Consider the following 12,376-nt stretch of genomic DNA (forward strand, 5'->3'; position numbering starts at 1 on the left):
GCGCGGCGCTTTCTGCACACTCGACTCAGGCTCGCGGGCCCCATTCTCGTTCACTCGATTGGGTGGTTGGGTCAGACGTGGCGGCGGGCGGTGATGACCCGGAACCGGTTGGCGACAAAGGCCGCGTCGGTGTAGGCGGCGTTGGCAGCCGGGTTGGCCCCCGTCCCGTGGAAGTCGGAGAATGCCGCCGTCTGGTTCACGAAGATCTGGCCGGTGAGGTTCTCGGACAGGGCGACACCGCCGTCCACCGCAGCCTCGCGGGCGTGCTCGAGCACGTTCTCGTCGGTCGAGTAGACCGAGGCCGTCATGCCGCCGTGCTCGCGCACGGTGTCCGCGAGCTGGGCGAGCGACTGGTCGGTCGAGGCGGTCTGGATGAGGAACCCCACGGGCCCGAAGCACTCCTGCGTGTACAGGTCCTCTCGCTGGACGTCGACGGCGACGAGGCCGGGCGCCCGGACGACGGCCTCGGCGTAGGACGGGTGCGCCACCCTACGCGAGTCGAGCACGACCCGACCCTCGCCCTCCGCGGCCATCGACTCGAGGGAGTCGGCGTTCGACCGGACCTGGTCGTTGACCGTGGCACCGAGCAGCTCGACGGCCTTCGCGTCGTCGCCGGTCAGCCGCGAGACGGCGCCAGCCAGGCGCTCACCGAACTCGTCGAACGACAGATGCCCCTCATCCGTCTCCACACCGGTCGAGGGCACGTAGATGTTCTGCGGCGCGGTGCACATCTGGCCGGAGTAGAGCGTCAGCGAGAAGGCCAGGTTGCCGAGCATCCCCTTGAGGTTGTCGGTCGAGTCGACGACGACCGTGTTGAGGCCTGCCTTCTCGGTGTAGACGAGCTTGCCCAGCGCCGCGCCACGCTCCTCGAGCCAGGCCCCGAAGGCCGGCCCACCGGTGTAGTCGATGATGGCGACCTCGTCGCGCTCGGCGAGGGTCTTCGCGAGCCCCTGCCCGTCGGGCTCGGCGGCGAGCTGGACGAGGGCGGGGTCGAAACCGGCCTCCGCGAGCACCTTCCGCGCCGCGTCGACGGTGATGGCGAGCGGCAGCACCGCGCGGGGGTGCGGCTTGATGACGACCGGGTTCCCGGTGACGAGCGAGGCGAAGATCCCGGGGTAGGCGTTCCACGTCGGGAAGGTGTTGCAGCCGATGACGAGCGAGATGCCACGCGGGACGATCCGGTAGTCCTTCTGCATCCGGATCGGAGCGGGATTGCCCTCGCGGTCCTTGCCGGGCTTCTCCCACACGACAGACTGCGGCACCCGCTCCTGCTCGATGAGCCCGGCCGCGACGGCCTCGATCGCCCGCTCCTGGGCGTGCGGGCCGCCCGCCTGGAACGACATGACGAACGGCTGCCCCGAGGTGTGCATGACGGCGTTGGCCAGCTCGAACGACCGCTTGTTGATCTGGTCGACGATCTCGACGCACACCGCGGCCCGGACCTGCGGACCTGCGTCTCGCCACGCGGGGATCGCGGCCTCGGCAGCCGCCAGGCCGGCGTCGAGGTCGAGCATCGGGTAGGCGACCCCGAGCGTCGGACCGTAGGGCGAGACCTCACTGCCCACGAACGTGCCGCTGACTGCGGACGCCAGCTCAGCGGCATACGGCTGACTGAGGTGTGCTTCGTACGCGGCGAGCCCCTCGGCGGCGGCACTCTCGCCGTAGACACGCGGGGACGGGGACTCGGGATAACGCGAGTACCACGAGCGTGCCGTCAGCGCCTGACGGATCTCGTCGAGGACGCCGGCGTGCTGGTCGAGCAGCGGGTGGGTGGGCTTCGTCGCCTGTGCAGTCACGCCTCCAAGGTTAGGCCGTGTCGAGGGCGTGGGCCGACGGGGCAGGATGGGCCCCATGGAGTTGAGCGACGTCGCAGTCATCGGCAGCGGAGCGATGGGAGCAGGAATCGCCCAGGTGGCGGCCACCGCGGGCCACCGGGTGACCCTCGTGGACTCGATCCCCGAGGCCGCCGAAGCCGCCGTCGACCGGCTCGCCGGCAACCTCGAGCGTCTCGTGACGAAGGGCCGGCTGGCAGCCGACGAGGCCGACGCCGTGCGCGGCCGCCTGGCGCCGGTTGGCTCGACCGGCGACCTGCCCGAGTGCGCCCTCGTCGTCGAGGCGGTGCCGGAGGACCTCGCGCTCAAGCGAAAGGTCTTCGCCGACCTCGGCGCCAGCCAGCCGACCACGACGATCCTCGCGACGAACACGTCGAGCATCGACATCTCGGCGATCGCCGAGGCGGTCATCCACCCCGAGCGGGTCGTCGGCCTGCACTTCTTCAACCCTCCGCCGGTCATGGCCCTCGTCGAGGTCGTCCACGGGATGCAGACGAGTGGTTCGGTCCTCGACGCTGCGGTCGACCTCATGCGTGCCTGGGGCAAGACCCCGGTCCGCTGCGCGTCGACGCCGGGCTTCATCGTCAACCGCGTCGCGCGACCGTTCTACGGCGAGGCGCAGCGGATGGTCGAGACGGGGGTCGCCGACCCGGCCACCATCGACTGGATCCTCCGCGAGCAGGGAGGCTTCCCGATGGGCCCCTTTGAGCTGACCGACTTCATCGGGCAGGACGTCAACCTCGCCGTCGGGACCTCTGTCTGGGAGCAGACCGACCATGACGAGCGGTACGCACCCACCGAGTTCCAGCGGCGTCTCGTCGCGTCCGGGAGGCTGGGTCGCAAGTCGGGCGAGGGCGTCTACTCGTATGCCGCTGACGGCGTTCGCGTCGGGGCCGAGCCTGATCTTGGGCTGGCTCACACGCTGGTGGGTGGGCCGATCGAGAGGGACCCGTTGGCGCGGACGGTGGCCATGCTCGTCAACGAGGCCGTCGACCTCGTCGCGAGGGGCGACGCATCCGCCGAGGACGTCGACGTCGCCATGGTGCTCGGGACGCGGTATCCCAAGGGGCCCATCGAGTGGGGGCGCGAGATCGGCTTCGACGTCGTGGCAGGACAGCTCGCGCAGCTGGACCGGGCGTTCCCCGGCGGACGGTACCGGCCCAGTCCCGCGCTGACGGACGGCAGCGTGTGATGACCGACCCGGCCGGGAAGGGGACCGCGGTGCCGCGGGGCGCCGATGCTGATGTGGAGGCCGGGGTTGCCTTCGCCCAGAAGATGTGGGCCGACGACGAGGCATCACGCCGCCTCGGCATGGAGGCGCTCGTCATCGAGCAGGACCACGCGGTCGTGCGGATGCCGATCCGTGAGGACATGGTCAACGGGCACGACATCTGCCACGGCGGCTTCGTCTTCACGCTGGCCGACTCGACATTCGCGCTCGCCTGCAACTCGCGAGGGAAGGTGACCGTCGCCTCAGGTGCCGACATCACGTTCACGGCTCCGAGCCGCCTCGGCGACATCCTCGTCTCGGAGGCGACGGTGCGCTCCGCGTTCGGACGGAGCGGCATCACCGACGTGACAGTGAAGCGCGAGTCCGACAGCCAGATCGTCGCCGAGTTCCGGGGCCGCTCCCGGTCCTTGCGCCCGTCGGGCGTGGACGGCTAGCCACCGGCTGGCCCAGCGCACACCACGGCGCTGTCGACGAGCTCGGCGATTTCCCGGACAGCCTTGCGCCCCTCGGCATAGCCTCGGTTCGTCGGCGCCACGTGGCGCCGCGGGGGACTGACACGTCGGGAGGGACGAGCCCTCCCCTGCACGCCAAGGGGAACCAGGACGATGCACCTACGCCGATTCACCTATGTCGTCGCGGCCGGGGCGGTTGCCTGCCTCGCCTTCGCCGCACCTGCCCAGGCCGACAGCAAGAACTGGCACACGACGCTGTCCGACTTCGCACTCGGACCCTTCAACCTCGCCGTCAACCAGAACAACGTCTACGTCGCCGACGGGTTCACGAACACCGTGGGCGTCGTCGGTCAGGACCCGTTCGCCGTTGGCCCCGACGGAGGGGACGTGGCGGGGGTCGACGTGACGGCCAACGGCAAGACCATCGCGTGGACGTGGAGCAACGGCGACCACAGCGCGACCGGTCTGACGATCCGAACCCGTGGCGCCGCCGACGTCGTGGCCGACCTCGCGGGCGCCGAGAGCGCGAACCCGGACCTGGTCAACACCTACGGGGTCACGGGCTACGGAGCCGGGGCCGACGATGCCAAGAGGGCCTGCGTCGACGGGATCGCCGAGATGCTGACCGGCGGCCCGGCGACGTACCCCGGCATCGTCGACTCGCATCCCTACTCGGTGAGCCGGGTCGGGACGCGGTGGGTCGTCGCGGACGCCGGGTCCAACGTCCTCTGGTCGGTCACCGACAGGGGGGCCGTCTCGACCCTGAGCATCCTCCCACCGCAACCGGTCACCTTCACCACCGAGATGACGGAGGCGTTGGCGGCCGAGGTGGGGGCACCGCCGGAGGCGCTCGCCTGCCTGGCCGGGGCCACCTACGCCTTCGAGCCGGTGCCCACCGACGTCGAGGTCGCTCCCGATGGTTCGCTCTGGGTGTCGGTCCTGCCCGGCGGGCCGGAGAGCCCGGCGCTCGGAGCCCGCGGAGCGGTCTACCGGGTCAACCCGAGCACCGGATCGGCCACCCGCGTGGCCGATGGCTTCCTCGGCGCCACCAACCTCGCCGTGGCGTCCGACGGGACCGTGTACGTGACCGAGCTGTTCGGCGGCAAGATCTCCAAGATCCAGGGCGGGGCCGTCAGCACCGCCGTCACGATCGAGCGACCGGTCTCCGTCGAGGTCCATGGTGGCTACCTCTATGTCGGCCAGTTCGCCGACGTCGACTTCGAGACGGGCGAGCTCAAGGCACCCGGCTCGATCGTGCGGCTGAAGCGGTAGCCAGCTCAGCGGCATACCCCAGCCACGGAGGGCGCGGACGCGGAGGCAACGTCCGCGCCCTCCGTGTGCGCGGCGTGGCGGCGCCCGGGGTAGATTTCGGGCACCGGAGGGAGGACAGGACAGATGAGCGACCAGCAGGGGTGGACTGCTCCCGGCCCGGTGCCGCCAGACCGCAACGGTCCGCAGGACCGGCCTTGGACGGGGTACGGGCCCGGCTACCCGGCGCCTCAGCCGACGCCCCCGCCGCGGCTCGAGTACCGCCCCGGCATCATCCCGCTGCGACCCCTCACGCTCAGCGAGATCTGGAGCGGCGTGTTCGCCACGGTTCGCGGCAACCCCGGCGCCACGCTCGGTCTGGCGCTCGTCACGACTGCAGCCGTGCTCATCCCGGCGACCGCCGTGGCCGTCTGGCTCGCCGGTCAGGATCTCGGACTTGGCGGGATCTTCGCGACGGATCCGGTCGCCGACGCCGAGCTCGGCGCCGATCCCTTCGTCAACGCCACCGTGGCTTCCTACCTCCCGGCGCTCGCGATGTGGATCGCGTCGATCCTGCTGCCGGTCTTCATGGCGCTGGTCATCGGACACGCCGTCCAGGGACAGAAGGTGACCCTCGCGCAGACGTGGCAGCAGTCCCGCGGCCGCATCCTGACTGCCCTCGCGACAACGTTCCTCGTCATCGCGATGTTCGTCGCCCTCGTCGTTGCCCTGATCGTCGTGCTCGTCGGCCTGTGGGCCACCGACTCCAGCGGGTTGGCGGTGGGCGGGACCGTTGTCGCCATCGTCGCCGCGGTGACAGGCGGCATCTACCTGTGGGTGAAGGTCGGCTTCGCGGTGTCCATCGTGGTGCTCGAAGGCGCCGGAGCCCGGCGGTCGATCGCCCGCTCCTGGCAGCTGACCAAGGGCAGACCGTTCTGGCGGGTCTTCGGGATCCGGCTGCTCACCTCCATCGTGTCGACGATCGCCGGCTCGATCATCGCCACACCGCTCGGCCTCATCGCGCTCATCGAGACCGGGTCTCCGGAGTCGACGCTGATCTGGTTGCTGCCGCTCAGCCAAGGCGTGTCGGCCCTCGTGCAGGGCGTGCTCGTCACGCCGTTCGTCTCGGGTGTGGACTCGCTCCTCTACGTCGACCAGCGCATCCGCCGCGAGGGCCTCGACGTCACGCTCATGCAGCAGCTCCACCCGTCGCCGGGCCCGTGACCAGGGTGACCAGGGTGAGCGCGTGAGCGTGGCGGCCGCGCACGGCTGGCTCGTAGCGGTGCCCGTCGACCCGTCGGCCGAGGAGGCGCGCGAGTGGGTGCGGCGTGAGCTCGCCAAGCCGGAGTACGCAGACGACCGAGGCCTGCTGCAACGGGTCATCGAATGGGTCTCGGAGCTCATCGCGGACCTGCTCGGCCGCGGTCCGGGCGGGCTGCCGGGTTGGGTCCTGCCCGTGGCCCTCGCGGTCGCCGCCGGTCTCGTCGCACTGCTCCTGCTCGTCAAGGTTCGTCGGGAGGCGCGCGCAGGCGGCGCGGGGCGGCGCGAGGCGGTACTCGACGAGACCCACCTCCGCGCAGATGCCTACCGGGCCCGGGCTCGGGCCGCCCACGAGGCGGGCGACATGGAGGCCGCCACGATGGACTGGTTCCGGGCCATCGCCGCTGGTGCGGCGGAGCGCGCCATCATCGACGACAACCCGGGCCGCACCGCTCACGAGGTGAGCGTGGCGCTCACGGGGATCTTCCCGGAGGAGGCCCGAGCGCTCGCGCGGGCCGCCGACCAGTTCGACGCGATCCGCTACGGCGACGTCGGGGTCGACGCCACCGTGGCGCGGTTCGTCGGGGACCTCGACGGCCGACTGGCTGCCGCCCGGCCGTTCATCCAGCGGGCCCGGGTGAGTCCGTGACCACGACGCACCTGCCGGCCGCGCCGGCTCCCGTGACCCGCACTCGACGCAGCCGGTTGCGCGTGACCGCAGTCGTCGCCATCGCGGCTGTCGTTGCCCTGGCGCTGCTCGCCTTCCTGTCCGCGGGCGACGACGGGGCGGGGAAGGTGGCCGATCCGGACAGCTCCCGGCGCTCCGGGTCTCGCGCTCTGGCCCAGGTGCTCCGGCAGCAGGGCGTCGACGTGGAGGTCGTGCGGTCCATCACCGCCCTGGAGTCGGCTCGCGTGGATGCGAGCACGAGCGTGCTCGTGGGTTCCTTCGCGTACCTCGGGGAGGCGGCAGCGCAGCGCACGGCCCAGCATGCCTCGGGCGCAGGCCGGTTCGTCCTGCTCGAGCCCAACGACGTGGCCCTGGAGGATCTGGGCATTCCGCTCAGCTCCACGGCGCGTGCCTCCGTCCGGATGAGCGCCACCTGCACATCGGAGGTTGCGGAGCCCGACGACCGGATCGACGCCGCCGTGACGTTCTACCGGTCGACGAGCTCGATCGACGGTCACGGAGCCGCCATGCCAGAGGGCGCCACGGGCTGCTTCGCCGACGAGGACGGCTCGTCCGCCGTCGTCGTCCTGCCCGCCGGAAGCTCTCGACCGGAGACGGTCGTGCTCGGATCGACCGAGGCCGTGATCAATGCCAAGGTCAGCGAGGCGTCCCACGCGGCCGTGGGCTTGCGGGCGCTCGGCAGCACGAGCCGCCTCGTGTGGTATCTGCCCGATGTGACGGACCTGGCCGTCCCGGACTCGAGCGGCCGGTACGTCCCGTCCGACCGGGCCGTGCCGGAGTGGTTCGTCCCCGGTGTGGTCCTGCTCGCCCTTGCCCTCGTCGTCCTCGCGGTGGCCAGGGGCCGTCGGCTCGGGCGCATCGTCGCCGAGCCCCTGCCGGTCGTGGTGCGCGCCGTCGAGACGACCGAGGCCCGGGGCCGTCTCTACCGCCGCGCCTCCGACCGCGGCCGCGCGGCTGGCAGTCTCCGCGGAGGAACGCGGAGTCGCTTGTCTGCTCGGCTCGGACTGCCACACCACGCGGGCGCGGACGCCGTCGTCGGGGCAGCGGCCCAGGCGACTGACCGCGATGCCACCGAGGTCCGTGCCCTGCTCTACGGTGCGGATCCCCAGAACGACAGTGACCTGATGCTGCTCGCCGAGCAGCTGGCCCAACTCGAGGAGAACGTGCGAGGCGAATGAGCGACGACACCACCATCACGGGACCGTCCGGAACCGAGCGATCAGCCGAGGGGCCACGGACAGCCGGAGCAGCCGGAGCGGACGGTGCGCTCGCGGCGCTGCTAGCGGTGCGCAACGAGGTCGGCAAGGCCGTCGTCGGGCAGGACGCTGCTGTCACCGGAGCCATCGTCGCCCTCCTGACTCGAGGGCACATCCTCCTCGAGGGCGTGCCCGGGGTGGCGAAGACGCTCCTGGTCCGGGCCCTCGCCGCCGCGCTCGACGTCACGACAAAGCGGGTCCAGTTCACCCCCGACCTCATGCCCGGAGACGTGACCGGGTCCCTGGTGCTCGACCCGCGGACGACTGACTTCACCTTCCGTGAGGGGCCGGTCTTCACCAACCTGCTCCTCGCGGACGAGATCAACCGCACGCCGCCGAAGACCCAGGCCGCTCTGCTCGAGGCCATGGAGGAGCGGCAGGTCAGCGTGGAGGGCGTCCCACGGCCGCTCCCCCGCCCCTTCCTCGTCGCGGCCACCCAGAACCCGGTCGAGTACGAGGGCACCTACCCCCTGCCCGAGGCCCAGCTCGACCGCTTCCTGCTCAAGGTGACGATGCCGCTGCCATCGCGGGAGGACGAGGTGGAGGTCGTGCAGCGCCACGCCGCAGGCTTCGATCCACGCGACCTTGCCGCCGCGGGCGTCTCGGCAGTCGCCGGAGCGGCAGACCTCGCGGCCGGGGCGGCAGCGGTGCAGCACGTCGTCGTCTCTGCAGAGATCGCGGGCTACATCGTCGACATCGCCCGGGCCACACGCAGCTCGCCCTCCCTTGCGCTCGGCGTCAGTCCACGAGGCGCGACCGCGCTGCTCGCGACGAGCCGGGCCTGGGCGTGGCTCAACGGTCGGACCTTCGTGACCCCAGACGACGTCAAGGCGATGGCTCACGCCACGCTTGCCCACCGGCTCGCCCTCCGCCCGGAGGCGGAGCTCGAGGGCGTGAGCGTGGGCGCCGTCCTCGAGAGCGCACTCGGCTCCGTCGCGGTGCCCCGGTGACCAGACGGCGCCGAGGAGTCGCGGCGTGGTCCTGACCAGCCGCACCGCAGTTGTGCTGCTTCTGGGCGCGCTCGCCCTGGCGTGGCGCCCAACGGTCGGCACGGTGCTCCTCTGGACGCTCGTGGTCGCGGTGGCCGTCGCGGTCGATCTGGCACTCGCCCCCTCGCCACGCGGACTGCTCCTCGAGCGGTCCGGACCTGCCGTGGTGCGGCTGGGCGAGTCGGTCACCACCGACCTCCTCGTCACCAATCCCGGGAAGCGAGCCGTCCGGGGGCTGGTGCGCGATGCGTGGCAGCCGTCAACCGGTGCGCAGCGTGACCGGCAGGACCTCCGCCTCCGACCCGGCGAACGGACCCGGCTCTCCACCCGCCTCCAACCGACCCGACGGGGGGACCGGCACGCCGACCTCGTCACGATCCGCCTCACCGGACCGCTGGGCCTCGCCGCCCGGCAGCGGTCGTTCGCCGTGCCCGGCACCGTCCGCGTGCTGCACCCGTTCCACTCGCGCCGCCACCTGCCGAGCAAGCTCTCGCGGCTGCGCCAGATCGACGGGCGGTCCGCGGTCCGGCGTCGAGGCCAGGGGACGGAGTTCGACTCGCTGCGCGACTACGTCGAGGGCGATGACGTCAGGTCCATCGACTGGCGAGCGACCGCTCGCCGTGGGTCCGTCGTCGTGCGCACCTGGCAGCCGGAGCAGCATCGACGCATCGTCATCGTCATCGACACCTCCCGGACGAGCGCCGGTCGCGTCGGCGACGTACCCCGGCTCGATGCGGCCATGGACGCGACCCTCCTCCTGACAGCCCTCGCGGGCCATGCCCACGACCGGGTCGACGTCATCGCCGGCGACCAGCGGGTCCGTGCCCGCGTCGTCGGGTCGTCCGACCGGACGAACCCGCTCGCCGAGGTCGTCTCCGCGCTGGCGCCCATCGACCCGGCCATCGTCGAGGCCGACTGGTCCGCCCTCGCGGCCGCCGTCGTGAGCCGCCATCACCAGCGCTCCCTCGTCGTGCTGCTCACCCCGCTCGAGCCGGCAGCCATCGAGGAGGGGCTGCTCCCCGTCATACCAGCGCTCGTCGCCCGGCACCGGGTCGTGCTGGGCAGCGTGGCGGACCCGGCGGTCGGGGCGATGCTCGCCAGACGAGACACCACGGCGGACGTCTACGGCGCGGCCGCCGCCGAACGCACCGTCGCCCTGCGACAACGCGTCGCCGCGGCCCTCGACCGGATGGGCGTCGATGTCATCGATGCCGACGCGGACGACCTCCCAGCCCGGCTCGCCGACCACTACCTCTGGCTCAAGAGCGAGGGCCTCCTCTGACCCTGAACCGCGGTTCGAGGTAATGGCTCGCTCTCGAGAGCGACGCCCCACCTTGAACCAGAGTTCAGCCCACGACGGGGGCCGAGTCACCCACCGCGGCCCTCGAGATGTCTCCCGTGACGCCACTCAGATGGGCGCGGCGTCCGACGACGAACACATACGCGAAGAACGCGGCCTCCGCCACGACCCCGATCGCGATCCTGGCCCACGTCGGAAGCGCCGAGGGCGTCACGAAGCCCTCGATCAGCCCACTGACGAGCAGCACCGCTGCGAGGCCCAGCGCGATCCCCACCACGGTGCGGCCAGCCTCGGCGAAGGCCACGGCGCGCGGCCGTGGCCCCGGCTCGATCCACGACCAGAAGAGCCACAGCCCGGCACCGCCCGCGACGAACACCGCCGTCAGCTCGAGGAGCCCGTGCGGCAGGATCATCCCGAAGAAGAGCGAGGCCCGGTCGTGGCTGGCCATGAGCGCACCGATCATGCCGACGCCGACAATGTTCTGGAACAGGACCCACAGGACCGGCAGGCCGAGCACCCCGAAGACGATGCACTGCGCCGCGACCCACGCGTTGTTGACCCAGACCATCGTCGCGAACTCGTGGTGGGGGAACTCGCGGTAGTAGTTCGCGAAGTCGGTGCCGACGTACGCATCGATCTCCTCACGCGTCATCTGCGACGTGTAGAGGGCCGGGTGCTCGATCGTCCACCAGGCAACGAGGAAGGCGGCGACGACGTTGATCGCCAGGGTCCACAGCCACCACCGCCGGAGCCGGTAGAGCGCGGCCGGAAAGGTCAGCAGGAAGAACGCCCCGATGTCCGACCACGCCGAGGTGTTCTGCCCGGCCAGCGTGACACGGGCCCGGCTGAGGATCGTCGACAGATGGCGGATGAGGCTCGGGTCGGCCTCACCCGTGCGGACGAGCGACAGGTGGGTCGACACCTGCTGGTAGAGGTCGAGCAGCTCATCCGCCTCGTCCCCCGACAGTCGGCGCCGTCGGCTGAGCTCATCCAGCCGGCTCCACGTGGTGGAGTGCGCGGCGACGAGCGCGTCGAGGTTCACGCCGTCACGATATAGGCCGTATGCCGCTGGGCTCGCTCGCTGCGTACGCTTCCTCCCATGACGGCTGGCTCCCCCGCGGTACCGGGCTCGCGCAGCTACGCCCCCGAGGAGACGGTGACCGGTGAGGGCGTCGCTCTGGAGCTGCCCGTCGCAAGCCTCGGGATGCGCGCCCTCTCCGGGATGATCGATGTCATCCTCCACATCGGCCTGCTCATCGGTGTCTTCTCCGTGGCCGGTGCCCTCACCGAGGAGTCGTCCGACGCGGTCTCGCGCACCGGCATCATCGTGTCCTTCGTGGGCGTCCTCGTCGGTGTCCCGACGGTGTCCGAGACGCTGAGCCGAGGCAAGACCCTCGGCAAGCTCATCACCGGTCTACGGGTGGTCCGTGACGACGGTGGCCCGGTCTCGTTCCGGCACGCCCTGACGCGGGCCCTCGTCGGGTGGGTGGAGATCTACCTGCTCACCGGGATCCCGGCGGCCATCTCCGCCCTCGTCACGGCTCGCACCAAGCGCCTCGGCGACCTGGCAGCCGGCGACTACGTCATCGCCGAGCGAAGCCGCATCCAGCTGCCGCCGCCGCCCTCGGCCCCGCCGGAGCTGGCCGGCTGGGCCCACAGCGCCGACATCGCTCCGCTCGAGGTGGACGTGGCGGTGGCGGTCCGGCAGTTCCTGCCCCGCGCCAACCTCCTCGACCCGCAGGCGAGGTACGAGCTCGGCCAGCACCTCCTCGGCCGGATCCTGCCGCTCGTCGCTCCGCCGCCACCCCCGGGCCACCACCCGGAGTCCATCCTGCGCGCCGTCATGGCCGAGCGGTATCGACGCGACCTGGCGCGGCTGGGCCGGGACCAAGCCCTCCGCGACGCGGTATTGCCAAACGAACGGGCCGAGCGAGCCTGACGCGGGCCAGTCAGCGCGAGCCGCGGCGGCGCCCTGCGCGAGTGCCCGCCGAGAAGGCAGCGGCACCGCCCGACGAGCTCGTCGAGTAGGCGGTTGTCGATCCGGTGCGGCTGGCCTCGCGGCGGCCACGGCCCTGACCAGCACCGCGGCCTCGGCCACCGCCGTTGCCGCGCCCACGACC

At 71.6% G+C, this 12,376-nt stretch carries 11 protein-coding genes; 9 read left to right on the plus strand and 2 right to left on the minus strand.

Annotation, left to right across the window (positions count from 1 at the left end):
- Nucleotides 1-71: 71 nt before the first annotated feature.
- Nucleotides 72-1,796 carry a phenylacetic acid degradation protein PaaN gene (gene paaN / locus ABF401_RS00815; protein WP_353507629.1) on the minus strand — a complete coding sequence of 575 codons (1,725 nt, stop codon included), beginning with the start codon at nucleotides 1,794-1,796 and terminating at the stop codon, nucleotides 72-74.
- Between the two features lie 55 nt (nucleotides 1,797-1,851).
- Between paaN and ABF401_RS00820 the strand changes: the two genes are divergently transcribed.
- From ABF401_RS00820 to ABF401_RS00855, 8 genes are all read left to right on the plus strand, one after another.
- On the plus strand, nucleotides 1,852-3,024 hold the full coding sequence (locus ABF401_RS00820; protein ID WP_353507630.1) for a 3-hydroxyacyl-CoA dehydrogenase NAD-binding domain-containing protein: 1,173 nt from the start codon (nucleotides 1,852-1,854) through the stop codon (nucleotides 3,022-3,024).
- Nucleotides 3,024-3,497: a hydroxyphenylacetyl-CoA thioesterase PaaI gene (paaI, locus tag ABF401_RS00825; RefSeq protein WP_353507631.1), complete on the plus strand. Its 474-nt coding sequence runs from the start codon at nucleotides 3,024-3,026 to the stop codon at nucleotides 3,495-3,497. Before ABF401_RS00820 ends, paaI begins: the two co-directional genes overlap by 1 nt.
- A 171-nt stretch (nucleotides 3,498-3,668) precedes the next feature.
- Nucleotides 3,669-4,787 (plus strand): ScyD/ScyE family protein, encoded by a 1,119-nt coding sequence (locus ABF401_RS00830; protein WP_353507632.1) that lies wholly within the window; start codon nucleotides 3,669-3,671, stop codon nucleotides 4,785-4,787.
- A 123-nt stretch (nucleotides 4,788-4,910) separates the two neighbouring features.
- Nucleotides 4,911-5,987, plus strand: a complete 1,077-nt coding sequence (locus ABF401_RS00835; RefSeq protein ID WP_353507633.1) for a DUF7847 domain-containing protein — start codon at nucleotides 4,911-4,913, stop codon at nucleotides 5,985-5,987.
- 22 nt (nucleotides 5,988-6,009) lie between these two features.
- The gene (locus tag ABF401_RS00840) at nucleotides 6,010-6,672 is read left to right on the plus strand and encodes a DUF4129 domain-containing protein (RefSeq protein ID WP_353507634.1); all 663 of its coding nucleotides are present in this window, start codon (nucleotides 6,010-6,012) and stop codon (nucleotides 6,670-6,672) included.
- Entirely contained in the window at nucleotides 6,669-7,889 is a 1,221-nt protein-coding gene (locus ABF401_RS00845) for a DUF4350 domain-containing protein (RefSeq protein ID WP_353507635.1), read from the plus strand. Before ABF401_RS00840 ends, ABF401_RS00845 begins: the two co-directional genes overlap by 4 nt.
- On the plus strand, nucleotides 7,886-8,917 hold the full coding sequence (locus ABF401_RS00850) for an AAA family ATPase (RefSeq protein WP_353507636.1): 1,032 nt from the start codon (nucleotides 7,886-7,888) through the stop codon (nucleotides 8,915-8,917). The genes ABF401_RS00845 and ABF401_RS00850 overlap by 4 nt, the downstream gene beginning before the upstream one ends.
- A gap of 25 nt (nucleotides 8,918-8,942) precedes the next feature.
- On the plus strand, nucleotides 8,943-10,238 hold the full coding sequence (locus tag ABF401_RS00855) for a DUF58 domain-containing protein (protein ID WP_353507637.1): 1,296 nt from the start codon (nucleotides 8,943-8,945) through the stop codon (nucleotides 10,236-10,238).
- Nucleotides 10,239-10,302: 64 nt separating this feature from the next.
- Here the strand turns inward: ABF401_RS00855 and ABF401_RS00860 are convergent, their stop codons facing one another.
- Nucleotides 10,303-11,298, minus strand: a complete 996-nt coding sequence (locus tag ABF401_RS00860) for a stage II sporulation protein M (protein ID WP_353507638.1) — start codon at nucleotides 11,296-11,298, stop codon at nucleotides 10,303-10,305.
- Nucleotides 11,299-11,355: 57 nt separating this feature from the next.
- Here ABF401_RS00860 and ABF401_RS00865 point away from each other — a divergent pair, with 57 nt between their 5' ends.
- Nucleotides 11,356-12,195, plus strand: a complete 840-nt coding sequence (locus ABF401_RS00865) for an RDD family protein (RefSeq protein WP_353507639.1) — start codon at nucleotides 11,356-11,358, stop codon at nucleotides 12,193-12,195.
- Nucleotides 12,196-12,376: the final 181 nt, after the last annotated feature.

It is taken from the genome of Intrasporangium sp., from assembly GCF_040414665.1.
Classification (GTDB): Bacteria; Actinomycetota; Actinomycetes; order Actinomycetales; family Dermatophilaceae; genus Intrasporangium.